General features: G+C 39.9%; 28 protein-coding genes and 1 pseudogene. 22 read left to right on the top strand and 7 right to left on the bottom strand.

Translation table 11 applies throughout. From position 1 onward, the window contains the following. Positions 1 to 24: 24 nt before the first annotated feature. Both FTV32_RS08160 and FTV32_RS08155 read right to left on the bottom strand, forming a co-directional pair. The gene (locus FTV32_RS08160; protein WP_180028374.1) at positions 25 to 1,209 is read right to left on the bottom strand and encodes a PQQ-dependent sugar dehydrogenase; all 1,185 of its coding nucleotides are present in this window, start codon (positions 1,207 to 1,209) and stop codon (positions 25 to 27) included. Between the two features lie 110 nt (positions 1,210 to 1,319). Next, positions 1,320 to 1,772 carry a YcgN family cysteine cluster protein gene (locus tag FTV32_RS08155; RefSeq protein WP_035264867.1) on the bottom strand — a complete coding sequence of 151 codons (453 nt, stop codon included), beginning with the start codon at positions 1,770 to 1,772 and terminating at the stop codon, positions 1,320 to 1,322. A gap of 190 nt (positions 1,773 to 1,962) precedes the next feature. Between FTV32_RS08155 and FTV32_RS08150 the strand changes: the two genes are divergently transcribed. From FTV32_RS08150 to FTV32_RS08120, 7 genes are all read left to right on the top strand, one after another. Next, positions 1,963 to 2,121 carry a DUF1328 domain-containing protein gene (locus FTV32_RS08150; protein WP_035264869.1) on the top strand — a complete coding sequence of 53 codons (159 nt, stop codon included), beginning with the start codon at positions 1,963 to 1,965 and terminating at the stop codon, positions 2,119 to 2,121. Between the two features lie 228 nt (positions 2,122 to 2,349). Continuing rightward, on the top strand, positions 2,350 to 3,087 hold the full coding sequence (locus tag FTV32_RS08145; RefSeq protein WP_035264872.1) for a dienelactone hydrolase family protein: 738 nt from the start codon (positions 2,350 to 2,352) through the stop codon (positions 3,085 to 3,087). A 62-nt stretch (positions 3,088 to 3,149) separates the two neighbouring features. Next, the gene (locus FTV32_RS08140; RefSeq protein WP_265596980.1) at positions 3,150 to 3,518 is read left to right on the top strand and encodes an HIT family protein; all 369 of its coding nucleotides are present in this window, start codon (positions 3,150 to 3,152) and stop codon (positions 3,516 to 3,518) included. Between the two features lie 105 nt (positions 3,519 to 3,623). Continuing rightward, positions 3,624 to 4,655: an A/G-specific adenine glycosylase gene (gene mutY / locus FTV32_RS08135; protein WP_035264874.1), complete on the top strand. Its 1,032-nt coding sequence runs from the start codon at positions 3,624 to 3,626 to the stop codon at positions 4,653 to 4,655. A gap of 58 nt (positions 4,656 to 4,713) precedes the next feature. Further along, positions 4,714 to 5,238, top strand: coding sequence for a M23 family metallopeptidase (locus tag FTV32_RS08130; protein WP_035264946.1), 525 nt, complete (start codon positions 4,714 to 4,716; stop codon positions 5,236 to 5,238). Positions 5,239 to 5,267: 29 nt separating this feature from the next. After that, a complete protein-coding gene (locus FTV32_RS08125; protein WP_035264881.1) occupies positions 5,268 to 5,513 on the top strand; it encodes a hypothetical protein in 246 nt (81 codons plus the stop codon). Positions 5,514 to 5,531: 18 nt separating this feature from the next. Beyond that, a complete protein-coding gene (locus FTV32_RS08120; RefSeq protein ID WP_035264883.1) occupies positions 5,532 to 6,101 on the top strand; it encodes a DNA-3-methyladenine glycosylase I in 570 nt (189 codons plus the stop codon). Positions 6,102 to 6,106: 5 nt separating this feature from the next. Here FTV32_RS08120 and FTV32_RS08115 read toward each other — a convergent pair whose 3' ends face one another. After that, positions 6,107 to 7,549, bottom strand: coding sequence for a PLP-dependent aminotransferase family protein (locus FTV32_RS08115; protein WP_035264885.1), 1,443 nt, complete (start codon positions 7,547 to 7,549; stop codon positions 6,107 to 6,109). A 94-nt stretch (positions 7,550 to 7,643) separates the two neighbouring features. Here FTV32_RS08115 and FTV32_RS08110 point away from each other — a divergent pair, with 94 nt between their 5' ends. Beyond that, on the top strand, positions 7,644 to 8,054 hold the full coding sequence (locus FTV32_RS08110; RefSeq protein WP_035264887.1) for a hypothetical protein: 411 nt from the start codon (positions 7,644 to 7,646) through the stop codon (positions 8,052 to 8,054). A gap of 18 nt (positions 8,055 to 8,072) precedes the next feature. Here the strand turns inward: FTV32_RS08110 and FTV32_RS08105 are convergent, their stop codons facing one another. Both FTV32_RS08105 and dapB read right to left on the bottom strand, forming a co-directional pair. Continuing rightward, entirely contained in the window at positions 8,073 to 8,723 is a 651-nt protein-coding gene (locus tag FTV32_RS08105) for an START domain-containing protein (protein ID WP_180028373.1), read from the bottom strand. Between the two features lie 55 nt (positions 8,724 to 8,778). Then, on the bottom strand, positions 8,779 to 9,600 hold the full coding sequence (gene dapB / locus FTV32_RS08100; RefSeq protein WP_035264896.1) for a 4-hydroxy-tetrahydrodipicolinate reductase: 822 nt from the start codon (positions 9,598 to 9,600) through the stop codon (positions 8,779 to 8,781). Positions 9,601 to 9,820: 220 nt separating this feature from the next. Here dapB and FTV32_RS08095 point away from each other — a divergent pair, with 220 nt between their 5' ends. From FTV32_RS08095 to FTV32_RS08050, 10 genes are all read left to right on the top strand, one after another. Next, positions 9,821 to 9,976 carry a hypothetical protein gene (locus FTV32_RS08095; protein ID WP_171076739.1) on the top strand — a complete coding sequence of 52 codons (156 nt, stop codon included), beginning with the start codon at positions 9,821 to 9,823 and terminating at the stop codon, positions 9,974 to 9,976. Between the two features lie 280 nt (positions 9,977 to 10,256). Then, positions 10,257 to 10,655, top strand: a complete 399-nt coding sequence (locus tag FTV32_RS08090; protein ID WP_035264899.1) for an RcnB family protein — start codon at positions 10,257 to 10,259, stop codon at positions 10,653 to 10,655. Between the two features lie 179 nt (positions 10,656 to 10,834). Beyond that, positions 10,835 to 11,212, top strand: a complete 378-nt coding sequence (locus FTV32_RS08085) for an RcnB family protein (protein ID WP_035264902.1) — start codon at positions 10,835 to 10,837, stop codon at positions 11,210 to 11,212. Positions 11,213 to 11,362: 150 nt separating this feature from the next. Next, positions 11,363 to 12,715: an amino-acid N-acetyltransferase gene (gene argA, locus FTV32_RS08080; RefSeq protein ID WP_035264904.1), complete on the top strand. Its 1,353-nt coding sequence runs from the start codon at positions 11,363 to 11,365 to the stop codon at positions 12,713 to 12,715. 363 nt (positions 12,716 to 13,078) lie between these two features. Then, a complete protein-coding gene (locus FTV32_RS08075) occupies positions 13,079 to 14,053 on the top strand; it encodes a sulfonate ABC transporter substrate-binding protein (RefSeq protein ID WP_035264914.1) in 975 nt (324 codons plus the stop codon). Positions 14,054 to 14,134: 81 nt separating this feature from the next. Next, the gene (locus FTV32_RS08070; RefSeq protein ID WP_228133222.1) at positions 14,135 to 15,067 is read left to right on the top strand and encodes a sulfonate ABC transporter substrate-binding protein; all 933 of its coding nucleotides are present in this window, start codon (positions 14,135 to 14,137) and stop codon (positions 15,065 to 15,067) included. A gap of 21 nt (positions 15,068 to 15,088) precedes the next feature. Then, positions 15,089 to 16,264, top strand: coding sequence for an FMNH2-dependent alkanesulfonate monooxygenase (gene ssuD, locus FTV32_RS08065; protein WP_035264919.1), 1,176 nt, complete (start codon positions 15,089 to 15,091; stop codon positions 16,262 to 16,264). Next, entirely contained in the window at positions 16,261 to 17,115 is an 855-nt protein-coding gene (gene ssuC, locus FTV32_RS08060; RefSeq protein WP_373683325.1) for an aliphatic sulfonate ABC transporter permease SsuC, read from the top strand. The genes ssuD and ssuC overlap by 4 nt, the downstream gene beginning before the upstream one ends. An 8-nt stretch (positions 17,116 to 17,123) precedes the next feature. After that, positions 17,124 to 17,918: an ABC transporter ATP-binding protein gene (locus tag FTV32_RS08055; protein ID WP_035264921.1), complete on the top strand. Its 795-nt coding sequence runs from the start codon at positions 17,124 to 17,126 to the stop codon at positions 17,916 to 17,918. A gap of 315 nt (positions 17,919 to 18,233) precedes the next feature. Next, positions 18,234 to 18,848 (top strand): TetR/AcrR family transcriptional regulator, encoded by a 615-nt coding sequence (locus tag FTV32_RS08050; protein WP_035264923.1) that lies wholly within the window; start codon positions 18,234 to 18,236, stop codon positions 18,846 to 18,848. 77 nt (positions 18,849 to 18,925) lie between these two features. Here the strand turns inward: FTV32_RS08050 and FTV32_RS08045 are convergent, their stop codons facing one another. Then, complete coding sequence (locus tag FTV32_RS08045) at positions 18,926 to 19,495, bottom strand: 5'-nucleosidase (RefSeq protein WP_171076810.1); 570 nt, start codon at positions 19,493 to 19,495, stop codon at positions 18,926 to 18,928. Positions 19,496 to 19,684: 189 nt separating this feature from the next. Here FTV32_RS08045 and ribF point away from each other — a divergent pair, with 189 nt between their 5' ends. From ribF to FTV32_RS08025, 4 genes are all read left to right on the top strand, one after another. Next, complete coding sequence (gene ribF, locus FTV32_RS08040; protein WP_035270549.1) at positions 19,685 to 20,686, top strand: riboflavin biosynthesis protein RibF; 1,002 nt, start codon at positions 19,685 to 19,687, stop codon at positions 20,684 to 20,686. Between the two features lie 61 nt (positions 20,687 to 20,747). After that, positions 20,748 to 23,594: an isoleucine--tRNA ligase gene (gene ileS / locus FTV32_RS08035; protein ID WP_035270553.1), complete on the top strand. Its 2,847-nt coding sequence runs from the start codon at positions 20,748 to 20,750 to the stop codon at positions 23,592 to 23,594. Continuing rightward, positions 23,587 to 24,129, top strand: coding sequence for a signal peptidase II (gene lspA, locus FTV32_RS08030; protein ID WP_035270556.1), 543 nt, complete (start codon positions 23,587 to 23,589; stop codon positions 24,127 to 24,129). Before ileS ends, lspA begins: the two co-directional genes overlap by 8 nt. Then, positions 24,122 to 24,604, top strand: a complete 483-nt coding sequence (locus tag FTV32_RS08025; protein ID WP_035270560.1) for a peptidylprolyl isomerase — start codon at positions 24,122 to 24,124, stop codon at positions 24,602 to 24,604. Before lspA ends, FTV32_RS08025 begins: the two co-directional genes overlap by 8 nt. Before the next feature lie 84 nt (positions 24,605 to 24,688). Here FTV32_RS08025 and FTV32_RS08020 read toward each other — a convergent pair. Then, positions 24,689 to 24,788, bottom strand: a pseudogene (locus tag FTV32_RS08020) (IS1 family transposase); the annotation flags it as partial.

The following is a 24,788-nucleotide window of genomic DNA, read 5'->3' as shown; positions in this document are numbered from 1 at the left end:
CATCACTATTCAACATTTTTCATTTTACTCAGATTCGAGTTTTGCTTTTAATTTGAATAAATAAGCTTGCGGTCCATCTTCTATTCCCCAAATTGTGCCATCCTTCGCTTCATGCAAGTCTCGTACTCGAACCCCCATATCCAAGCGCTGAATTTCTCGTACAGGTTCAGATTGTGGATCTACCACAATAATGGCTTTCGATGATAATCCACCGATTAAGGCTTTGTTCTTCCATTGTGGAAAATAGTTAGATTTATAAAAAATCAGACTCGAGGGTGAAATCACTGGAGACCAATCAAGTTTAGGGGCTATGAATTCAGGTCGCGTTTCATGATTCGGAATCTGTTTCCCATCATAGTGATCACCATTAGATACAATTGGATAGCCATAATTCTTACCTTTTTCAATAAGATTGAACTCATCGCCACCTTTAGGGCCCATTTCTGCCACCCACAAACGATTTTGATGATCAAATGCCATACCTAAAGGATTACGATGACCTAAACTCCAAATCTGCGCTGAGACACCACCTTGTTTGGCAAATGGATTAGATTCTTGAGCACGACCATCATCATACAAATATACAATTTTACCTAGATTAGACTGCATATCTTGTGCAGGCTGAAACTTCTGCCGTTCCCCTGAACTAATCCATAAATTCGCTTGCTGGTCAAACACTATACGATGTGCATAATGCCCCTGACCCGACACTTTAGGGACTTGCTCCCATATGCGTTCGATATCCGTCAGTTTCGGTGCTTCGATATTCGATAAATCCAATTTCGCTCGGATCACCACTGCACCAAACAATCCATTTTTTTCTTCGGCATAACTGAGATATAGCCAAGCGTTATTATTGAAATTAGGATGAATCGAAACATCACCTAACCCACCTTGTCCGCCATAAGCAACTTGAGGCACACCAGCCACGTTAAAACTACGTTTTGATTGTGGGTCAAACAACTTAAGTATGCCTGACTTTTCTGTAATTAACAGTTGACCATTTGGTAAAGTTGCAATCGCCCATGGTTCATTAAATAGAGCAATTTTTTCAACTTGATATCGTTGTTCTTGAGCTTTTGAATTCTCGTTTTTGACTGTTGATTCCTGCGGATTCTGTGCTTCAGTGGCTTTATTTTGATTGGCATGACACGCCATTATGATTCCGCTCAAACCAACAATCCAAATCAGTTTTGCAGCTTTTAACATGCCTTTCCCTTTTTAAATCCTTGAATATCAGTCTCAAGGATTAAACGGCAATGATCATTTTAAAAGTGTTTTTATATTACAAAATATGTGTAGTCTAGCAATTGAATGTACTAGCGTACCCACCGCACGATGTATTCATCTATTTCATTTTCATCAACAAGCTGTTCAGATATACAACGACCTGCTACAGATTTTCGAGCACTAATCACACTTTGTTTATTGCCTGTCACCAAGTGATGCCAATTCGGTAGCTTTTTACCTTCATTAATACGTCGATATGCACAACTCGAAGGTAGCCATCGTATTTGTTGTAATTTTTCAGGCGTTAACTGAATACAGTCAGGTACATGCACCTGACGATTTTCATAATCTGAACAATGCCCCGTCTGACAATCTAGAAGTTTGCACGCAACTTTGGTATATGCGATTTCTTCGGTTTCATCATCTTCTAATTTAACCAAACAACACATACCACAACCATCACACAGTGCCTCCCACTCTGCTTGGTTCATTTCAAACAGTGAATAATGTTTCCAAAATTCAGGGCGTAAAGATGTGCTCATGATTCAGCTAAATATCAAAAATTTGAGTCAGTATATCACTAATAATTCTCATAAAATTTCATCAATCTCAGTTACAGTTGATTAACTAAAGAATATCAATACTCTACGTTAAAATACCCTTTGTATACATTTTGCTCAGTTTATTTTCTTATACTGAATGAACATTAATAAAAATTTATGGAGAATCAAAATGTTCCGTTGGGCGATTATTTTTGCAGTGATTGCATTGATAGCAAGTTTGCTAGGGTTTGGTGGTGTAGCAGGCTTATCTAAAGATTTCGCAATTATCTTACTTGTGATTGCAGTGATTCTCGCAATTGTAGGCTTTATCTCAAGAGGCAAAGTCTAGTGTTCTAAATCACTAGATTAAATTGAAAACACAAGATTGATGAAAAGAAGAAGGTACTCCTTCTTCTTTTTTATTTCTTTTTATCTGTTCATTGATACGCGTTTTATATATTCCAATCTTTCATAAATTCTCACATTTGATTTTACTTTCTTATTACAAATTCATCACTTCGGAAAACATTTATGCTTTAATCTTTGCTGATTTTCATAAACGAAAGGACTTTCAATAATGACTTCAGCAATTCAAACAAGAGAAATTCAGTATAAAGCGGCAGATGGTACTCAATTGATTGGTTATTTTGCCGCACCTGAAAACTCTTCAGGAGCTGCAGGTATTATTGTAGCCCCAGAGTGGTGGGGTCGTAATGAATATACAGAACAACGTGCTCGAGAACTTGCAGAACAAGGATATGCTGCTTTTGCCATTGATATGTACGGCGACAAAAAGGTAACCACTGAAGCTTCTCAAGCAAATGAGTGGATGATGCAAACTTTCGCACAGCCTGAAACGATTGTACAACGCGCTACAGCTGCGTTAGACACTTTATCTGCACAGCCTGAAGTTGACGCAACTCGATTAGCTGCGATTGGTTTTTGTTACGGCGGAAAAGTTGTTTTAGATCTTGCTCGCTCTGGTGCGAACTTAAAAGCAGTTGCTACCTTCCATGCTAATTTATCTGCGCAAACACCTGCTCAACAAGGTCAAGTAAAAGCTGAAATTCTGGTTTTGCATGGTGAGCTAGATAGCATGGTCACGCTAGATGATGTGGCACAATTTAAAGAAGAAATGTTTGCAGCTCAGGTGCCACATGAGGTCATTATCTTTGAGGATGCAAAACATGGTTTTAGCAATCCACAAGCTGATGAACGGGCAAAAGCCAATGGTGTAGATCTCGGTTATAACGCTGAAGCTGAGGAAAAAAGCTTAGCTGCGATGTATGAGTTACTGTCGCGTCACTTAGATTAATTACTTTCAAAGTTTATTAGCGCTAAGATTATTGAAGAAAGAAGATAAAATATAAGAGGAATATAAGGATGAGTGAACAATGTACTTATTGCAATCACGATGAATATGATGTGATTGATAAAAATGAATTCGGTGTGATTTTGCCAGAACAGCAGCCGTTGACTAAAGGACATTCCGTTATTATTCCTTTACGTCATGTGAGTTCTTTTTTTGAAATTACCGATAAAGAGCGTAAAAGTTTACAGTCGTTGTTAGAACTGGCACGTAACGAGTTAAAAATCCGTCATCATCCGGAAGGCTTTCATATCGCTTTTAATGATGGCAAAGTTTTTGGCGATGAAGAGTCGGAACATTTACACATCCATATTATTCCTCGTTACAAAAACCAACCGCTTAAATTAGATAGTCGTTGGGGCATTATTCAAGAGTAATGTTGATTTTACAAAAAGGCGCAATATGCGCCTTTTTCATGCTTTTTTAAAAGGTCTTTGCCTAGATTGGTTATACTGAGCACAGATTGTATTAATGGTATTTTCATGTTTTCTTTTTCAACTGCGTTACTGGATTGGTTTGATGTACATGGTCGACATGACCTGCCATGGCAAGTCGCAGATGATCCTTACAAAGTTTGGGTCTCTGAAATTATGTTGCAGCAAACCCAAGTGAAAACTGTTCTGAAATACTATGATCGTTTTATTGAGCGCTTTCCGACGGTCACCGATTTAGGTCGTGCTACTTGGGATGAAGTTGCTCCTTACTGGGCAGGTCTCGGCTATTATGCGCGTGCTCGCAACCTGCATAAAGCAGCCACAATCGTAAGTCAAAATGGACATTTTCCAGAGACTTTAGAAGCTTGGATGGCCCTGCCAGGAATAGGTAGATCAACTGCTGGTGCATTGATGTCACTTGGATTACGCAAATACGGCGTGATAATGGATGGAAATGTTAAGCGTGTTTTAGCACGTTTCTTTGCCATTGAAGATGATTTATCAAAGCCTGTCCATGAACGTGCAATGTGGGAATTAGCCGAGCAACTCTGTCCTGAACAACGCAACCATGATTACACGCAAGCCATTATGGATTTGGGTGCAACAATTTGTACTCCTAAAAAACCACTTTGCCTGTACTGTCCAATGCAGTCAGAATGCCAAGCTTTAAAGCAGGGTCTGACACAAGAGTTACCATTTAAAAAGCCAAAAAAAGCAGTGCCTATAAAGACTGCGGATGTTTTATTACTGCGAAGTACTGAAAATACATGGTTATGGCAACAACGTCCGCATTCAGGCTTATGGGGTGGTTTATGGACCTTACCCATCATTGATGAAACTTCAGAATTTAGTCAATTGACTCAGCAATATGGTTTGGTGAGTAATCAATTACCAACTCAAATTTCACACAGTTTCACCCACTTTACCTGGTTACTGAATGCACATATTTTCCATGTTGATCTCGACCAGATGGAATACCTCCAAACAGAATTAGGAGGTGAATGGCTCGCTCCACAAGTTGTAACAGAAATGGGCATTCCAACTGCGATGAAAAAATTGATCTCAGCCGTGAAATTGTGACATAGTCGATTCAAATAAGTGTGGCTGTATCAATCAAGGAGTTGGAGTGACTAAGTATTTGCGACATTACATCATCCTAAGTGTAGCTATTTTACTTGTTGCCTGCAGTAGCCAACCTCCAAAACAAACGCCGCTTGACCCAACCCTCGTTGCTCGCTTACATATGCTTCCTTTGGACCGCAAATTACCTATCCCAGTACAAGGTGTAAAAGCGAGACAACTCACTGACACTTGGGGTGCATCACGAAGTCACGGTCGAACACATGAAGGCATTGATATCTTGGCGGCTCGTGGTACAAAAGTTTATAGTGCAACTGATGGAATTGTTCGCAGTATGCGCGATAATAAGCTGGGTGGGAAAGTCATTTGGATTTTAGGACCCGCTGGTTCTTGGCATTATTATGCGCATTTAGATCAGCATAAAAAAGGTCTCAATGAGGGTGACTTCGTGCGACGAGGTGACCATATTGGTTATGTCGGCAATACGGGTAATGCTCGACATACTGCCCCTCATTTACATTATGGAATTTACTTAGATGGTCGCGGTCGAGGCCCTGTCAATCCATACCCTTATTTACGTTAAATTAAAGTTTTTATTATTAGGAAGTTTTCATGTCAGAAGCCTTGATTAATCGTCTAGTTGAATTTGCAGAATCTGGCAATCAACAACGTATTGTCTTAAATGGACAAAGCCATCAGGGCTGGATTATGGAAATTACCGAAGAAGCTCTGTTGATTAGCACTGGGTTTGCGGACAAAGCAGGTAAAGATTTCTGGATTAATTTTTCAGATTTAGAACAAGCAGAGTTGTTCTTTTGGGACAATCAAAACGATCAGTGGGTTGCTTTTACCATTTGATCACTTCAGAGCATTCGCATGACGATTCAACGCTGTGGCTGGTGCTCCGATGAGCAGATTTATATTAATTATCACGATCAAGAATGGGGTGTGCCTGTATATGATGAACACACCTTATTTGAAATGCTCTGTTTAGAAGGTCAGCAAGCAGGACTCGCTTGGGTTATTGTTTTAAAAAAACGCGAGCGATATCGATATCATTTCTTTCAATACACCATTGAAGAAATTGCGACTTTTACAGATGAACATTTAATCGAAATAGCACAAGATCCGGGCATAATTCGTCATTTAGGTAAACTAAAGGCGATTCGAGATAATGCTCGAGCATGGTTGAATATGCGCCAAATCATGCCTGATATGGTCAAATGGTTATGGAGTTTTGTAGGGCATCAACCCAAAGTTCATTCTGTGCCAGACTATCGCTTAGCACCAACACAAAGCGAATTAAGCCTGCAACTGTCTAAAACTCTAAAAAAGAATGGTTTTAAATTCGTGGGTCCAACCATTATCTATTCTTATCTGCAAGCGGTAGGAATGATTGATGATCATGAAAATCACTGCTTTAAAAAGCTTAGTTTAGCGCCATAATCTTTTTAAGAAGGTGCTTGGGATGATGACCTCATTTTTTGTTTCACCCAATCCGCTAAAAACACGATGGAGTCATGAATTTCATGAGTTAGTTCATGCCCTGCATTTAAGCGAATATAATTTTTATAACGGCGTTCTTCTCCAAAAACATCACCGGGAACAATGTTAATACCATGTTGACGTGCAGCATAATAGAGTTCTAAACCATCAATATGTGTCGGCAATTGCAGCCATAAAACATAACCACCATCCGGCTGACTTAACCCAATGTCGATCCCGTGAAAAGCGTTTAATATCGTTTTTCGATATGCATCAACTTGATGATTTAATTTTGGTTTTAATCGGAGTAGATGCTCACGATAGGCTCTACTATACATCAGGTCAGCCAAAGCCAATTGCAAAGGTGTATTCACACTGACATTTTGAATGACAATTTGACGATGCAAATATTTAAGCCTCGGCGGTAAACAAAACCAACCTACTCGATATGCGCTCGACAATGATTTTGATATTGAACTGCATAAAATGACATAGCCTGCTTCATCCCAATGTTTGATCGGTAAAGGTCGCTGTAAATTAAAACTACATTCAGCATAAATATCATCTTCAATCACATAACATTGATATTGTTCAGCCAATTGCACAATTTTCTGTTTATCATGATTTGAAAGCTCAAATCCTAATGGATTTTGATAATTCACAGTCAATAGACAGGCTTTGGTATCGGGGTGCTGCATTGCTCTTTCTAAGCGTTCTAAATCAAAACCATCCACATTTGCAGGTATCTCAATCAACTTGCGTTTCAGTGTCCCTAACAACTGTAATTGACCATTAAAATTTGGGGTTGGAATCACAATGCCATCCCCTTCCTTGGTCAAGAGCTGAACCACGAGTGATAACGCAGCCATACAGCCATTGGTGATATAAGTCTCGTCTGGATTGATATAAAAACCATCTTCAGCCCAATGGTCTGATAAAGCTTGTCTCAATCTCAAATGCCCTTGTCGATTACTGTAAAGGAAATCTTCTGGTTGACTGTGTTTTAAAGCACGTTGAATTGACTTTCGGATTGCATCTACAGGCACGTGATTTGGAGAGATTTGTACTGCACCTAAATGAATTGATCGGTTATTGATTGAAGACTCCTGTATTTCAATTTGCAAATCTAAGTTACTGATATCCTTTGCTTCAGCTTCAAATTCATGATGATAAGGCAATACTGGCGAATCGTTTCTGGATTTCAAATGTTGAACAAAATAACCCGATTTATTTTTAACAGTAATGAGCCCTTCCGATTCCAATAATGTATAACAATTTTTTGCTGTATTTAAACTGACGGCATGTAATGCTGAAAATTGCCGAAGGGAAATGAGCTTCTGTCCTGAACACAGTTCTCCACTCAGAATTTTCTGTTTGATATGTTTGGCTAAGATTTGATACTGAAACATGAACTGTGCTCATTTTTATAAAATGTGTGTATCTGTATCTATAAACCTAGCAAATTTATGATGGTCTTACAGCTAAAAAAACACAGGAGGCCACATGAACAACGATAAATTATATTTGATATTACCCTTGGTAACACTTTTGACAGCTTGCCAACCAGAACATGCGATCGAACAAGCTGCACTTGAGCAAAAATTTATTTGTACATCGTTAATTGATGGATTCTTAAAAGTGACGCACAACAGTCATTATCGTTTTACAAAAAGTATTGAATCTCCAGATCAGCAGAAAATTTACCTCTACACCGTGTCTTCTGATCATGCAGTCAAGCTCAATAGCCCCACACAAAAAAATTTAAATTTTCAATGTGATGATTCCAAAAAACAAACCTATCAAGTTTTTCTATTGGATCAGACGTCTAAGACTAAGCAACCAATTTTGAGTTTTCATTTGCCTCAAACAGCAGAGTTAAAGCAATTTACAGCTTACACTTTGAAAAATGATTAAATGACTGATATAAAGTCATTATTTCAAAATATCTGGTAACGATATCTGCGCAGATTGAGATTTTGCTAATTCAGTTTTCATTTTTTGCAACATTTGATAAGGCTGCTGTTGTACAAACATATTGGTCACACTTTGTGGAATTGCACCTTCTGGATCCGCATATCCTGAAGTGCTGACCTTCACCTTATTCGGTCCAATCTGTTCAAAGCTCCAGTCTCCAACATAGTGTTGCAGCCGAATATACTGAGGATTCTTCGATTTTCCCGTTTGCGAAGCTTTATTCTTAATATGAACAATACCTTTTAAATCCTTATACATTTTCCCTTGCACAATCAGATCTCGATCTTTCAAAGGAAATGGAAAATCTAACACCATGTAGAGTTTAAATTCCCCTTGCTTCAAATCTTGAGAAATCGCCTGTGCTGAACCGACATTGGGTACCCATGATTTTGCATTTTCCACATCCAAAACTATTGCAACTGCTCTTTCGAGTGAAGCATCCACTACTGTTTCAGCACGATAGGACAACACAGGATGATCAGGATTTTGTATCGTCCACACTTTAATATTGTTTTTGTTAATGGTGAGTCGAGAGGCTTCATTGGCTTGAACTTGGCTTGTCAGGCCAATGGCACTGACAAGCAAGCAGATCATAGAAATTTTCTTCATTTTTATTCTTCATATTTCACATTATTATTTAGATGATCACGCAGTATTTTTAAACTTAAACTTTGATATCGTTGAAGCCTAAAACGTCTTTCATGTCATATTTTTTCGGTGCTTTACCGACAACCCAAGCAGCGGCACGTACTGCACCTGCAGCAAAATTCATGCGGTTCGTGGCTTTATGTGTGATTTCTACACGTTCACCTTCACCAATAAACATTACCGTATGTTCACCCACAATATCGCCACCACGAATGGTTTGGAAACCAATACTTTGACGTTCACGAGGACCAGTATGTCCTTCACGGTGATACACCGCATCTTGCTTCAAATCACGACCTAATGCATCAGCAATCGCCTCACCCATCATTAAAGCAGTACCTGATGGCGCATCAACTTTATGACGATGATGTGCTTCGATCACTTCAATATCGACACTGTCACCAAAGACTTTAGATGCTAATTCTAAAAGTTTAATGGATACATTCACGCCTACGGAGTAGTTTGCTGCGTAGACTACAGGAGCAATCGTTGCACTTTCATCTAAAAATGCTTTTTGCTCATCGTTCATTCCTGTCGTACCGATCACTAATGCAACACCAGCCTCACGGCACAGTTTCAAATGCTGTTCAGTTGCAACTGGTGCAGTAAAGTCAATAAATACATCACAATCATTTAAAACATCTTGGATATCACCCACGACTTTCACACCAAGTGTACCAATACCCGCTAATTCGCCTGCATCCGCGCCAATAAGGCTACTGCCTGGACGCTCTACCGCTGCTGCTAATTGATAACCAGCATCTTGAACTGCTTGAATCAATGTACGACCCATACGGCCACCAGCACCTAAAATCCCAATACGCGGAGCGACAGACATAACCTATTCCTAGTGTTGCTTTAAAATTGTTCTTACTATAACAAAAGTCTATACATACGCTAAGTTTATCGATATAAAAAATTATGCTGTCTTTTAAGCATTTGATTTGAACCTTAATCGAATAATTAGATTAAATTAAGAAAAATATTCGGTTTTTTATATTTATAAATTTTAACTATGATCAATGCCATGAAATTCAACACTTTTATAAGGAAATAATATGGCAGACCAAGCTCGAAAATTATCAACGATCCAAACGATCGAACAGTTACAGTTGGATGCTTCATTAGTTCAAGGTTTAGATCATGCCGAAACTGCGTGGATCATTATCGAAGCTATTCAACAATTGCAAGAATATCATAATCAGTGGCACTGAGATGAAACGGATCAGATGATTTTTCTTATTTAAAAGAAAATCATCTTCTGTGTTATTAAAATATTTACAATTTAAAAATCATATTAGGATTCAAAATTTAAAATTGCTCAAAGCATTGATTGCTCAGCTAAAGCATCGGTTTCTATTTTCATTCCTATTAAAATATGTTCTTATTATCTCGTTATTTTTAATCTAAATTACATTCTATCTTCACAGTTTCTCTGCATTTTTTCAGTACATTAGTGTGAACCCCAATTTATAAGGTCAACGAGGGCGGAATATGAAAAAGATTATGACAGTTTTGACATTATCTTTAAGTGCAATATTTACAGCAAATATTGCCAATGCTGCTCCTTACTCTGATGACTACCAAGATAAAGGTTCACGTGAACGTGGTAAAGGATTTGAGAAACGTACTCAACATGATGCTTCATCAGATCAAGAGTTCCAAGATCGTCGTAAAAACAGAGAAGAGCGTGGCGTAAAACGTTTACGTCAACATAAATGGCAAACTGGCTACGTCATGCCTCAACACTATCGTGGCAATAGTTATAAAACCGAATATAGAGATCATAACCTACCAAAACCTGGTAAAAACCAACAATGGTACAAAGTGAATAATGACTTTATTCTGGTGGATTCAAACAGCAATAGCATTTTGAAAATCCAGCAAGATTAATTTTGACGTTTAAATCGACCCGACTTCATGTCGGGTTTTTTGTTGAGTTCAATCCTAATCATTCATCTTCATCACTTCTTCATACATTTCACAAATTGACTATATCTCTCCACGGTTTATCTCAAATCATTTTGTACTTTAGCGATATCGGATAAATAACAAAGTTAGAGGTATCCCACATGAAAAAGTTAGTATCAGTACTTACATTAGCAATGAGTGGTTTATTGGCAACATCTGCGATGGCTGGTCCACATGACGATGGTCGTCACTATTCAAAACCAACTCCACCACCAGCGCATTGGAATAAAGGTCAGCCTGGGAAATATCAACATGACCGCTATGAACAAAATCGTGGCTTCCAAAATGTAAATCCAAGCCGTCAATGGCGAGTAGGTCAACAGTTACCACGTCAATTCAACTCTTCAAAATTTGAGTTAAGTGATCGTCAAGCGAAGAATCTACCTAAAGCGGCGCGTAACCAGCAGTGGTACAAAATTAATGGAGACTATGTCTTAGTGAATGAGCGTACAGATCGCATCGTGCGTATCATCGGATAAGCTTATTCCTAGATCTTCTCAAATTGATCTTCCCTGCACTCAGCCCAAACTCAGTTTGGGCTTTTTTATGTCTTTATTTTAATGCAGGTGTGGAAAATCATTTTTTTGTTTAGAATCTGATGACCACTTCCCGCTTCTATCGGTACATGCATGCAATCGGACTCAATAGATACAACTCAAAATATGACACAGCAATATGTGCATTGGTTCCGAAACTCAGCGCCGTATATCAACGCCCATCGTAATAAAACCTTCGTTTTAATGTTTGGCGGCGAAGCAGTTCAATCACCAAATTTTCAACATATTATTCATGATATTGCCCTTTTACATTCTCTCGGCATTCGACTCATTCTGGTTCATGGAGCACGACCACAAATCAGTGCAAATCTTGCTGAGAAGAATTTAGATAGTCCTTTTCATAATCATCGTAGAGTAACAACACGTGACTCATTAGGTGCGGTCATGTCTGCCGTAGGCTCAATCCGTTTACAAATCGAAGCCTTATTGTCTATGGGACTTGCAAATTCACCCATGTATGGTGCTCGCATTGATGTGGTATCTGGTAATTTTATAACAGCTAAACCTTATGGCATTCGTAACGGTATCGATTTTCAACTTACCGGTGAAGTGCGTTCAGTCGATGCAGATGCGATTCAAAAACATTTGGACAATCACAATATTGTATTGCTTGGCCCCTCAGGTTATTCAACCACTGGTGAAGTTTATAACTTGCTTGCTGAAGAAGTGGCGACCAAAACAGCTATCCAACTCGGTGCCGATAAACTCATTTTTCTCGGTTCCGAACAAGGTTTAATGCAAAGCCCACAGCAGTTGTTGCGCGAAGTGACCCCGCATCAGCTAGATCAACATATTGACGTTGCTTTAGAGCAAAATTATGAATTGGCATTGCATTTACAAAATGCCAAGGAAGCCTCTTTAAATGGCGTTAACCGCGTTCATTTATTATCTTATGAACATGATGGTGCATTAATCGAAGAATTATTTACTCGTGATGGGCATGGCACGATGATCACCGATGCACATTATGAAGAAGTCCGCACAGCGACGATTCAGGATGTCGGTGGATTAATCAGTTTATTACGCCCATTAGAACAAGAAGGCATTTTGGTATACCGCTCTAGAGAACGCTTGGAAAATGAAATTGATCATTTCGCTGTGATTGAACGTGACGGTATGGTTCTGGCTTGTGCAGCATTATATCCAATACCAACTGAATCAAATGAAATTCGTTCTGCAGAAATAGCCTGTGTGGCAGTACATCCAAGTTACCGCAAATCAAATCGTGGTAGCCAAATCTTGCACTATTTAGAAGAGAAAGCAAAAAAGTCTAATATCCAACAGTTATTTATTCTTACGACACGAACCGCACATTGGTTTTTGGAACAAGGGTTTGTCAAAGCATCGGTGGATGACTTACCACAAGCGCGTCAGGCACTTTATAATTTCCAAAGAAACTCAATTGTTTGTAAAAAGCCACTCTAAAGTGGCTTTTTTATTGCACCCTTATGAACTGCTTTATCTTTCTTTTATATATTGATATTCCTAGGTGAACTATCTTCACAATCATTCGATATATTCATACAAATCATATCCTTATCACAATTTAATATTTTAATATATATTTATATATTTCATAAACTTAGAAACAAAAATATCGTTATTCTTAGATTGAGCCTTTTGCATTTTTTTAGATATTTTTTTCTCTTTTAATTTTATCTTTTTTATTCATTAGGAATTCCTGAATTCTTATTTTTTACGAAATAGAAAATTCATTAACTTAGGCGCGTTACATGACGCATTTATTTTTTTGATTTTTTTTATTTTTAAGTTTTCAGGATTTTCAATATGAGCAGCTTTAACGCTAATCTTTGGAAAAAAACACTCATTTTGTCTTCTGCGTTAACAGGTGCTTTGCTACTCACTGGTTGCGACTCAAAAAAAGAAGATAAAACCCAAGTGTTAAATATCGGTTATCAAAAGTATGGCTTACTGCCCGTGATTAAAGAAGGTGGTGAATTAGAAGCCGCTTTGAAGGATCAAAACATTCAAGTGAAATGGGTAGAGTTCCCAGGTGGACCACAACTGTTAGAAGGTTTGAATGTCGGCAGTGTTTCATTTGGTGAAGTCGGTGAAGCACCCCCTATTTTTGCCCAAGCAGCGAATTCAAATTTGGTTTATGTCGCAAATCAACCTGCGACTCCACGCGCTGAAGCGTTGATTGTTCAAAAAAATTCGAACATCAAAGATATTCAACAACTTAAAGGTAAGCGTGTAGCGTTAAACAAAGGTTCTAACGTTCATTATCTTCTCTTGAAGATCTTAGAAAAGAATCATTTGACGCTTGATGATATTGAATTGGTTTACCTACCACCATCGGATGCTCGCGCAGCATTTGAGCGCGGTGCAGTCGATGCATGGGTAATCTGGGATCCGTTCTTTGCAGCAGCAGAGCATCAAATCGGCGCACGTGTTCTCGCTTCTGGCGAAGGGAATGCCAATAACTACCAGTTCTATATGGCTGATCGTAAGTTCGTTGAACAGAATCCTGAAATTATACAAACCGTTGTTCAAGAACTTAATGAAGCATCAGATTGGATTGCTTCCAATAAAGACGAAGCAGCTCAACTACTCGTGAAGCCTACAGGTCTAGATTTCAAAATTCTTCAAACCTCAATTGGACGTATGAGCTTCGGCGTTTATCCAATTAGTACTGAAGTTGCTCAACATCAGCAAAAAGTTGCCGATGTATTCCATCAACAGAAATTGATTCCAAACAAAATCAATATTCAGGCCGCAATTATTGCGCCTACACCCAAATAACAACATGAAAAGGTGATGAACATGACTCAATATCAATCAGCAAATACAGCACACACTTGGTTTAAAACCTCAAGTCATTCAATGACAACGATGCTATTTGCCTGTGCGATGTTGGGTTGCTCAGCTGCATGGGCTGTTGATCCCTCAGTGAAAGAATTACGCATTGGCTTCCAAAAATCTTCCGTAAATTTGGTGATTGCTCAACAGCAAAAACTGTTTGAGCAAGAATTTCCCAATGCCAAAATTACATGGAATGAGTTCCCTGGTGGTCCTCAAATTTTAGAAGCACTTGCAGTGGGTTCAGTGGATATTGGTGCAACAGGTGATACCCCCCCTGTTTATGCTCAAGCAGGAAATAAACCTTTGCATTACATTGCTTATGAGGCGGCGAAGCCACTTTCTTCAGCAATCTTAGTGCCGAAAAAATCCAACATTACTCAGCTTAAACAACTCAAAGGCAAGCGTGTCGCAGTACATCGTGGATCTAGTTCACATTATCTATTGGTCCAAGCCGTCCGAAAAGCAGGTTTGCAATGGAGCGAGGTAAAACCAATTTGGTTAAGTCCTGCCGATGCACGTGCAGCATTCCAAAAAGGTGCCGTTGATGCATGGGCCATTTGGGACCCGTATTACGCTGCTGCTGAGCTTGAAGATAAAGCAAAAGTTTTGACCACTGGACAAGGGCTGAGCCCGAATTACACGTTCTATCTCGCTTCAGGCAAGTTTATCGACAAACATCCTCAAGCGATTTCAGGTGTCATTGAACAGATTAATCTTGCTGATCAATGGGTTCAAAAGAACTTAAAAACTACAGCAACGATTTTTGCCAAAACAACAGGTTTAAAGCCGAATGTGAGCCAAACCTTTGTTCAGCGCCGACCTCGTCCATCTTATGCAGCACCTTTAACCGCGAAAGTCATTGCAGATCAGCAACAACTGGCTGATCGCTTTGCTGAGCTCAAAATCATTCCTAAACCGATACAAATTAACCAAGTCGTATGGACTGGTAAGTAACTCATATTAAGGACTTAAGTAATGAAAATTTTCTGGTTTATTCCTACTCATGGTGATAGTCGCTACCTAGGTACAAGCAAAGGCGGACGTGTTGTCGACCATGCCTACATGAAACAAATCGCTGTGGCGGTGGATAATCTAGGTTATGAAGGTGTGCTTATCCCGACTGGTCGTTCTTGTGAAGATCCATGGTTGACTGCCGCAAGTTTAATTGATGCCACCAAAAATCTTAAATTTCTCGTTGCTTTGCGTCCAGGGGTAACCACTCCTGCACTGGCTGCACGTATGGCAGCAACCTTTGACCGTCTTTCAAATGGCCGTGTTCTATTGAACTTGGTCACTGGTGGTGATGAGCAAGAGTTAAAAGGTGACGGCGTCTATGAAGATCATAAAACGCGTTATAAAACTGCGACTGAATATACTACGATTTGGCGCGAAATTTTAAAACGCTCTCATACGGGTGAAAGCTTCACGTTCCATGGTGAACGTCTAAGCGTGGATGATGCAAAATTATTATATCCACCCGTCCAAAAACCTTATCCACCATTGTGGTTTGGTGGTTCTTCTGATGATGCTGTTGAACTGGCAACTGATCAAGTAGATACCTATTTAACTTGGGGAGAGCCTCCAGCAGCGGTTAAAGAAAAAATTGAAAATGTCCGCGCTAAGGCGGCAGCTAAAGGTCGCACCCTAGATTACGGTATTCGTTTACATGTCATCGTCCGCGAAACCAACGAGGAAGCATGGAGAGCTGCTGAAGAATTAATTCGGTATGTTGATGATGAAACCATCGCTGCGGCACAGAAAAAATTTAAACAAATGGACTCTGTTGGTCAACGTCGTATGGCTGAACTTCATAATGGAGATCGCTCGAAACTTGAAGTGTCACCAAACTTATGGGCTGGCGTAGGTCTCGTCCGTGGGGGTGCAGGCACGGCATTAGTAGGTGACCCTGAAACTGTGGCGGCACGTATTCAAGAATATGCAGATTTAGGCATTAATACCTTTATTTTCTCGGGTTATCCGCACCTTGAAGAATCAATTCGTTTTGCTGAATTGGTATTCCCTCTTCTGCCATTAGAAACACGCCAAAAACTGACTCAACCTAATCTGACTGGTCCTTTTGGTGAGATTGTCGCGAATAACTATACTCCTGAAGAAAATAAAAAAGGAGATCAGGTTCAGGAGCCGGCATGACAACAGCGGTAGATAAAACTCAAAAACATTCTATCGTGTTGAGTAAAACCAAGGAGGTTAAAGCTGAAGGTTTTCTCTCTCGAGGAATCAAACAACTGGGGCAACGTTTGTTGCCTTGGTTAGTACCCATTTTTCTTATTGTGATTTGGCAACTTGCTTCAGTCACTGGCATTTTAGAAAGCCGTGTCTTGCCTGCTCCAACCGCAGTGGTTTTGGCTTTTTGGCATCTATTGCTTAGTGGTGAACTGTGGACACATGTCCAAGTCAGTGCGGGACGTGCACTGATTGGCTTGCTGATTGGTGGGGGCTTAGGATTATTTTTAGGATTGTTAAATGGCTCATCTAAAGTAGCCTCTACGTTACTCGACACGACCCTACAAATGATCCGTAATATTCCAGCTTTAGCTTTAATTCCATTGGTGATTCTATGGTTTGGAATTGACGAATCTGCCAAATTATTTTTGGTCGCGATTGGCGTGTTTTTCCCAATTTATATCAATACGTATCACGGTATCCGATCTGTAGATCCTCAGCTGATCGAGATGGGCAAGAGTTATGGTTTAACACGCTGGCAGTTATATAAAGAAATTATTTTACCAGGTACTCTTCCTTCCATTTTAGTTGGTTTGCGCTTCGCACTAGGTTTAGTTTGGGTTCTGTTAATTGTGGCTGAAACCATCTCAGCACAAGCTGGAATTGGCTACATGACCATGAATGCGCGTGAATTTTTACAAACAGATGTCGTTTTAGTTGGGATTCTACTGTATGCCCTACTTGGTAAATTAGCGGATGTACTCGCGGTTGCCTTAGAAAAATATTTATTACGCTGGCATCCAGGCTATCAAAAATAGGAATGCGTATGACTGATTTAAGTATTTCAAATCTCGCTGATGAACATGTCATTCCAGATCATGCCAGATCAGCTCCACAAAAGATCGGTGCAGAAATCAATCTTGAACAACTGCACAAGTTCTATGGCAAAGTTAAAGTATTAGAGGATTTAGACCTACATATAGAACCTGGTGAATTTGTTGCCATTGTGGGTCGAAGTGGCTGTGGTAAGAGTACGTTGTTACGGTTAATCGCGGATTTAGAACAACCGAGTTATGGTGAGATTAAATTTAAATCTGCACTGAACTTTCGTGAAGGTATTACCGCTGATGACATCCGCGTCATGTTCCAAGATCCTCGCCTATTACCATGGAAAAGCATTTTAAAAAATGTGCAATTGGGCTTAGATAAATCCCAGCATGATAAGGCTGAAGCATTATTGGAAAAAGTTGGCTTAAATGAAAAAGCTGAACTTTGGCCTGCACAACTTTCAGGTGGACAACGTCAACGAGCAGCGCTAGCACGTGCCTTGTCTCATACCCCTCGAATACTATTACTTGATGAACCTTTGGGGGCTTTAGATGCGCTTACGCGTTTAGACATGCAAAATCTAATCGAGAAACTATGGTTAGAACAAGGCTTCACCACCATCTTAGTGACACATGATGTCAGTGAAGCAGTCCAGTTAGCAGATCGTATTATTTTGCTCGATAAAGGTCATATCGCACATCAGTTCAAAGTAGATTTACCACGACCGCGACAAAAAAATGTCAAATTTGCAGAGCTTGAACAACAAGTTTTAGAAGCCGTACTTTCAACTTAAGCGATACAAAATATGACATTCTGAATTGTTGAATAAGGTAAATGGAAGTGTCTAATTTTCGTCGGAAAATTAGACACTTTTCGTACTGATAAATGGCTTTTTTTAATTAAATTAAAAGATATTCTCGATCAGCATTTCCCACATGAGTAATATGTATTTGTTTATCAAATAAATTGTACATGTGTCTTATTATTAGTTTTATCACTTAACTACACAATTATTCTTCATATTCTTTTGCAAATGCCCTAATCCTTGTGCACAAATCGCACGTTTTGCCGTACAATTTGAGGTTCCTTTTTATAATTTACTGACGAGATGGAACAAAAGAAGAGTACGCAAAAACGTCAACAGCTTTTAGCTGCTGCATTAGATGTGTTTTCTGTGTATGGTTTTAGTGGTGCAAGCTTAGATGAAATTGCACAACTCGCGGAAATGCACAAATCGAATATTTTCTATTACTATGAAAATAAAGAAGCGCTCTATGTCGAAGTGCTGACTACTGTCATGCAAAAATGGTTAGCTCCACTGCAAATGTTGGAAGCTGATTTAGAGCCTGCTGAAGCGATCACGCAATATCTCATGCAAAAGATTGAGGTTTCCCGTACTCAACATAAGGCATCAAAATTATTTGCTTTAGAAATTATCCAAGGCGCACCACATATCCTGCCAATTTTGAAAGGCCCATTAAAAAAACTCTTCAAACGCAAATCTAAAGTCATTTCCACGTGGCAAGAGCAAGGCAAAATATCAGACAAGATCGATGCTGAGGTTTTAATTATTAACCTTTGGGGTATCACACAAAACTATGCTGATTTTAGCACCCAAACTGAAATGGTAACGGGAAAAACCTTGCGCAATCGCACCATGTATCAACGTACCATTGAGCATACAGTCCATATGATGCTATACGGTATTTTACCTCGACCATAATTGGTTTCTCTAAATCTCTTCGAGATTGATCTCTGGCATACGACCATAGTTTCTATGGTCGCCAAAATCTTCAAAATCTAGTGTTCCATACTCTGATATAAAGCCAATAATTTTTGAGCGCCCAACAACAAGTTCTCCTCCCAATCTAAATGTGCGGTGTCGTTTGCCCCATCTGTAATGTATTTCACGGAAATCAAACGAACGCCAAGTTTCTTACATACTTTGGCGAGCGCATATCCTTCCATATCAACCAGCTGACATGGCACCTTAGGTTCACCAGTTTCAAAGCTATCGCCAGTCCCACAAATGCCCTTGGGAAGATGTTGAAAATACGGCTCTAGGTTAATCGCTGCGGGAAATTCCTGATCCATCGGTGTAACACCAACTTCAAAGCCAAGCGGTGAAACATCCATATCTCGCTGTACAAATGTTGTTACTTCAACCAAGGAATGCGCATCAAAATGCGAACTTCCTGCTGTTCCTAAATTCAGCAAAGTTGTGCATCCCGTTTTTTGAATCACTTCAAAAGCTTTAAATGCTGCATTGACCTTACCAATACCACTGTAATGTACTGCAATATTTTCAGCTTCGAATAATCCTTTAGATTCGCTTGCTAAGGCCATAATTAGGGCTAGATCAGACATCACTTACTCATTAAATTTCGAATGGAATACATTAGACAAAAATATATCCCGAAATAAAAGTTTCTTTGATCTAATGACTCAAGCGTCTTGATCTAGAATAAGAAAAGTATTGAATAAAAACACAACAACAAGACGAAACTGTGAGAATATGGCAATATATAGCCCAAATTAATTTTAGTCACCATTTCGCCCATGAAGCTACTCCGTCTGAATGCTTTAGCGCCCAACTTTCAATTGCCCAAAACTGCCGTCACCATTGGCAATTTTGATGGTGTTCATTTGGGTCATCAGGCGATGGTTCAGCAATTAAAAGACATAGCACAACAACAAGATTTAAAAACTGTGGTGATGATTTTTGAGCCACAGCCTTTAGAATATTTTAAAAGTTACGATGCACCACCACGAATTAGTTCATTACGTGAAAAAGTGGAACATTTGGCTGCACTTGGTATCGACTATATTGTTGTTGCCAAATTTGATGACACTTTCCGTAATTTAAGTGCGGAAGAGTTTGCTGATATTCTAAAATACAAACTGAATACCCAAAGTCTGGTACTCGGTGAAGACCATCATTTTGGGAAAAACCGTCAAGGTAATAGCCAATTCTTGCGCGATTATGGTTTTCAAGTCACCGATTTAGATAACGTTGAACTGAATGGCGAGCGTATTAGCTCCACCTTAATTCGCCAAACTTTGGCTACAGGGGACCTTAAAAAAGCTGCGGAGCTACTTGGTCGTCCGTATAGCATTACGGGTCGTGTTCAATATGGTGATCAAATCGGTCGCACCATTAACTTTCCAACTATCAATGTTCGTCTAAACCGCCATAAGCCCTGTTTGCATGGCATCTATGGTGTTGAAGTGATTTGTGAAACAGAATCGTTAAAAGACAAAGTTCGCAATGAAAATGCCGGATATCCAGGTATCGCTGGTTATAAGGCTACAGCCCTTTTCGGTGCAGGACATGTCGGCACCCGACCAGCCATCGAACAGGAACATCCAGAGTGGCGATTAGAAGTACATTTCCCTGATGTTTCTGCTAATCTGTATGGCCTGTTAATGCGGGTAACATTTTTGAACTTTGTTCATGGCGAAAAGAATTATCCTTCGCTAGAAGCACTCAAAGCTGGGATCGATGATGATGTTGAGCAACTGCTTGAGTTTCGCCGAAACAACCCCAACTTTCCTTATTAATACTCCTTAATTTTTGTAAAACGCGTCAGCTTTAGACTGATTAAATTGGAAGACAACTTGCATGAGCGATAAGCAAACTCCTGAAAATGCAGTGGACTATAAAGCCACGCTAAACCTCCCAGGTACTGACTTTGCGATGAAAGCAAATCTCGCAGTACGTGAAGCGAAATGGTTAGAAGAGTGGTATGCCGACAACATTTATCAGCAGATTCGTGCGTCGCGTATTGGCAAGAAAAAATATGTGCTTCATGACGGCCCTCCATATGCGAATGGTCAAATTCACTTAGGTCATGCGGTTAACAAAGTCTTAAAAGACATCATCATTAAAAGCCGAGTGATGGATGGTTTTGATGCACCATACGTACCGGGTTGGGACTGTCATGGTCTTCCAATTGAACTTAAAGTTGAAGAAAAAGTCGGTAAAGTCGGCGTAAAAGTAGATGCTTCTACATTCCGTAAAGCCTGCCGTGAATATGCTTACACACAAGTTGAACTGCAAAAGAAAGACTTCGTGCGTATGGGCGTGTTTGGTGATTGGGACAATCCGTACTTAACGATGAACTTCAAACAAGAAGCCGACATCGTGCGTTCATTGGGTGCTATTGCCAAAGCAGGTCATATCGAGCCGGGTCTTAAACCCGTCAACTGGTGTTTAGACTGTGGTTCATCATTGGCTGAAGCTGAAGTTGAATATGAAGATAAAAAATCTGATGCCATCGACGTGGGTTTCAGCGTTGTTGATCTTGCTGATTTATCTGCACGCTTAGGTGTAGACATTGCCGATCGTACTGACATCGTGATCTGGACGACGACGCCTTGGACCATGCCTGCTAACCAAGCCGTTGCATTACACGCTGAGCTTGAGTATCAACTTGTGAAAGCAACGGGTGAAGACAAAGCACCTCAAAACTTCATTCTTGCGAAATCATTGGTTGAATCAGCTACTCAGCGTTATGGTTTTACCGCATTTGAAGTCATTGCAGAATTCACTGGTGCAAAACTTGAAAACCTTGTGCTGCAACACCCACTGATCGCTGAACGCCAAGTGCCTGTAATCTTAGGTGAGCACGTGACTGACGGTAGCGGTACAGGTGCTGTACATACTGCACCAGGTCATGGTGTAGACGACTATAAAGTTGGCTTACAGTACAACTTAAAAGTTGAAAACCCAGTCGGTGGTAATGGTGTGTATCTACCAACTTCGCCACTCTTTGCAGGCGAGCACATCTACAAAGCCAATCCAAAAATTATTGAAGCATTGACTGAAGCAGGCAAACTTTGGGCACATGTTGTGATTAAACATAGCTACCCACATTGCTGGCGCCATAAAACACCGATTATCTTCCGTGCAACACCACAATGGTTCATCAGCATGGATGCCAAAGGTCTACGCCAAGGTGCATTGAACGCGATTGAAAATGATATTGAGTTCGTACCAGATTGGGGTAAAAACCGTATTCAAGCGATGATCGAAGGTCGCCCAGATTGGTGTATCTCTCGCCAACGTACTTGGGGTGTGCCAATTCCATTCTTCGTTCATAAAGATACTAACGAGTTACACCCTCGTACACCTGAATTGATTGAAGAAGTTGCGAAGTTAATCGAGCAAGAAGGTATTGATGGTTGGTATAACCGTGATGCACGCGAATTCATCGGTGATGATGCAGATTGCTATAATGCTGTTCGAGATACTTTAGACGTATGGTTCGATTCAGGTACAACACACTTTGCAGTCCTTCGTGAACGTGAAGAGCTACAAGACCCTGCTGATTTGTACCTTGAAGGTTCAGACCAACACCGTGGTTGGTTCCAATCTTCATTGTTGACTTCAATGGCAATCAACGAACGCGCACCGTATAAAGGCTTGTTGACACACGGCTTCGTGGTCGATGAGAAAGGCCGTAAGATGTCGAAATCGATCGGTAACGTCATCACACCGCAAGACATCATTAAAGATATGGGTGCTGATGGCCTTCGTTTCTGGATTGCATCTGCAGACTACCGTTATGAAATGACCGCAGGTAAAGAAATCTTTAACCGTGCCTCAGACGGTTACCGTCGTATTCGTAACACATTGCGTTTCTTGTTAGCAAACTTAAATGGTTTCCAACCTGCGACTGATTGCTTAGCGATTGATGATTTGATTGCACTTGATCAATACATCTTGCAACGTGCTTCAGAAGTGCAAGAAACCATTAAGAAAGCTTACGAAGATATGAACTTCCATATCGTGACAAGTGCGCTAACGAATTTCTGTATCAACGATTTAGGTGGTTTCTACCTAGACATTATCAAAGACCGTCAGTACACCACCAAAGCAGATTCTCAAGCACGCCGTTCTGCACAAACTGCGTTGTACCATTTGGTTCAAGCATTTGTACGTTGGATGGCACCTATTTTAACGTTCACCGCACAAGAAGCTTGGCCATTGATTCCCGGTCAAACTGAGAAATATGTCTTCACTGCTGAATGGTATGATATTCCGACTGCATCAAGTGCCAATGTCGTATCAGAAACTGAATGGCAAACATTGATCAATGTGAAATCGGCAGTGAATAAGTTTATCGAGGCAGCACGTGGTGCGAAAACTGTGGGTTCAAACTTGTCTGCTAAGGTTGAGCTTTGGGCGAATGATGAACTTAAAGCCGTTCTAGACAAGTTAGGCGATGAACTTCGTTTCGTTCTCATTACTTCACAAGTGATGGTCAATAGTTTCGATGCAGCACAAGGTGAAGTATCTGACTTAGAAGGCTTGAATGTGAAAGTTTCTGCTGCTGACGGCGAAAAATGCGTTCGTTGCTGGCATGTTCTGCCTGATGTGAATACACATCCATCACATCCAGGACTATGTGGTCGTTGTATTATTAACCTCCCTACAGGTCAAGGCGAAGAGAGAAAATATGCCTAATCCACAAAATAATAAAAAAGGTTTATTCCAATTCTATCCCCACAATTTGTGGTGGATAGGATTGTCTATTGTTGCCATTATTTTGGATCAATGGACTAAATGGATAGCAAGTACACATCTGACTTATGCAGACCCTGTACCTGTTTTACCTTTTTTAAATTGGACATTACTACATAACTACGGCGCTGCCTTTAGTTTCTTGTCCGATGCCGGTGGATGGCAACGTTATTTCTTTACATCACTTGCAGGAATTGTCTCGGTTATTTTTGTGTTTTGGATTATGCGTATGCCAAAAAACATGAAAGTATTGCCTTTAGCCATCGCACTCATCTTAGGTGGGGCGATTGGTAATCTTATTGATCGAGTAAGTTTAGGCTATGTTGTAGATTTTATTCATGTCTACTATAACAATAGCCACTTCCCTGCTTTTAACCTTGCAGATAGTGCCATTACTTTAGGTACCATCTTAATGCTGATCGATACTTTTTTCTTAGAGAAACATCGTATTCAACGTGCGGAAGCGCAAAATGACTGATTTTATTAATCCAAATGAAGATACTCGCATTGAAGCGGGTTCAAAAGTACATTTACACTTTTCAGTAGCCATTGAAAATGGTGTTGAAATTGATAATACACGTAGTCGCGAAGAACCTGTAAGCCTTGTGATAGGTGATGGCAGCTTATTGCCTGGTTTTGAAAAAGCTTTATTTGGCTTACGTGCGGGGGACCGTCGTACAGTAAGTTTACCTGCTGAAGATGCTTTTGGCCCTTGGAACCAAGAGAACGTGCAAAAATTTGATACTGTTAAATTTGAGCAACGTCCTGCTGAAGGTCAAATGATTGAGTTTGAAGATAAAGCAAAGCAGTCATTATATGGTGTGGTTAAATCGGTTGGTGATGATATCACTGAGGTTGACTTTAACCATCCGCTTGCTGGTAAAGATATTACTTTTGAAGTTGAAATTTTCAAAGTAACACCAGCAGGTCAGCAAGGCATCAAAATTATGTAATGCCTGATTCGTGCATAAAAAAGCGCCTTATGGCGCTTTTTTTTAGATACATTTTCGGGTGGTGTTTCAAAAAGTATGCTGGCGTTAAACAAATCCGTTATTAAGGTAAAAGAAAGTCAAATCAAAGGCTTTAAAATGATTTTCGAGCTTTTTAGAAAAGTTGCAACTTCTCCTAAATCCACGC

The organism is Acinetobacter sp. YH16032 (assembly GCF_013417345.1).
GTDB lineage: Bacteria > Pseudomonadota > Gammaproteobacteria > Pseudomonadales > Moraxellaceae > Acinetobacter.
The sequence above is the reverse complement of the archived record's forward strand: the minus strand, read 5'-3'. Positions and strand labels throughout refer to the sequence as shown.

Excerpts from the sequence above, each read along its gene's own strand:
- FTV32_RS08110 (WP_035264887.1), top strand. The coding sequence starts at position 7,644 with ATGAACAACGATAAATTATATTTGATATTACCCTTGGTAACACTTTTG.
- FTV32_RS08075 (WP_035264914.1), top strand. The coding sequence starts at position 13,079 with ATGAGCAGCTTTAACGCTAATCTTTGGAAAAAAACACTCATTTTGTCT.
- FTV32_RS08085 (WP_035264902.1), top strand. The coding sequence starts at position 10,835 with ATGAAAAAGTTAGTATCAGTACTTACATTAGCAATGAGTGGTTTATTG.
- dapB (WP_035264896.1), bottom strand. The coding sequence starts at position 9,600 with ATGTCTGTCGCTCCGCGTATTGGGATTTTAGGTGCTGGTGGCCGTATG.
- FTV32_RS08050 (WP_035264923.1), top strand. The coding sequence starts at position 18,234 with ATGGAACAAAAGAAGAGTACGCAAAAACGTCAACAGCTTTTAGCTGCT.
- FTV32_RS08025 (WP_035270560.1), top strand. The coding sequence starts at position 24,122 with ATGACTGATTTTATTAATCCAAATGAAGATACTCGCATTGAAGCGGGT.
- lspA (WP_035270556.1), top strand. The coding sequence starts at position 23,587 with ATGCCTAATCCACAAAATAATAAAAAAGGTTTATTCCAATTCTATCCC.
- FTV32_RS08160 (WP_180028374.1), bottom strand. The coding sequence starts at position 1,209 with ATGTTAAAAGCTGCAAAACTGATTTGGATTGTTGGTTTGAGCGGAATC.
- FTV32_RS08105 (WP_180028373.1), bottom strand. The coding sequence starts at position 8,723 with ATGAAGAAAATTTCTATGATCTGCTTGCTTGTCAGTGCCATTGGCCTG.
- FTV32_RS08125 (WP_035264881.1), top strand. The coding sequence starts at position 5,268 with ATGTCAGAAGCCTTGATTAATCGTCTAGTTGAATTTGCAGAATCTGGC.
- FTV32_RS08150 (WP_035264869.1), top strand. The coding sequence starts at position 1,963 with ATGTTCCGTTGGGCGATTATTTTTGCAGTGATTGCATTGATAGCAAGT.
- argA (WP_035264904.1), top strand. The coding sequence starts at position 11,363 with ATGCAATCGGACTCAATAGATACAACTCAAAATATGACACAGCAATAT.
- FTV32_RS08090 (WP_035264899.1), top strand. The coding sequence starts at position 10,257 with ATGAAAAAGATTATGACAGTTTTGACATTATCTTTAAGTGCAATATTT.
- ileS (WP_035270553.1), top strand. The coding sequence starts at position 20,748 with ATGAGCGATAAGCAAACTCCTGAAAATGCAGTGGACTATAAAGCCACG.
- ssuC (WP_373683325.1), top strand. The coding sequence starts at position 16,261 with ATGACAACAGCGGTAGATAAAACTCAAAAACATTCTATCGTGTTGAGT.
- FTV32_RS08070 (WP_228133222.1), top strand. The coding sequence starts at position 14,135 with ATGACAACGATGCTATTTGCCTGTGCGATGTTGGGTTGCTCAGCTGCA.
- mutY (WP_035264874.1), top strand. The coding sequence starts at position 3,624 with ATGTTTTCTTTTTCAACTGCGTTACTGGATTGGTTTGATGTACATGGT.
- FTV32_RS08055 (WP_035264921.1), top strand. The coding sequence starts at position 17,124 with ATGACTGATTTAAGTATTTCAAATCTCGCTGATGAACATGTCATTCCA.
- FTV32_RS08145 (WP_035264872.1), top strand. The coding sequence starts at position 2,350 with ATGACTTCAGCAATTCAAACAAGAGAAATTCAGTATAAAGCGGCAGAT.
- FTV32_RS08155 (WP_035264867.1), bottom strand. The coding sequence starts at position 1,772 with ATGAGCACATCTTTACGCCCTGAATTTTGGAAACATTATTCACTGTTT.
- ssuD (WP_035264919.1), top strand. The coding sequence starts at position 15,089 with ATGAAAATTTTCTGGTTTATTCCTACTCATGGTGATAGTCGCTACCTA.
- FTV32_RS08095 (WP_171076739.1), top strand. The coding sequence starts at position 9,821 with ATGGCAGACCAAGCTCGAAAATTATCAACGATCCAAACGATCGAACAG.
- FTV32_RS08120 (WP_035264883.1), top strand. The coding sequence starts at position 5,532 with ATGACGATTCAACGCTGTGGCTGGTGCTCCGATGAGCAGATTTATATT.
- FTV32_RS08115 (WP_035264885.1), bottom strand. The coding sequence starts at position 7,549 with ATGTTTCAGTATCAAATCTTAGCCAAACATATCAAACAGAAAATTCTG.
- ribF (WP_035270549.1), top strand. The coding sequence starts at position 19,685 with ATGAAGCTACTCCGTCTGAATGCTTTAGCGCCCAACTTTCAATTGCCC.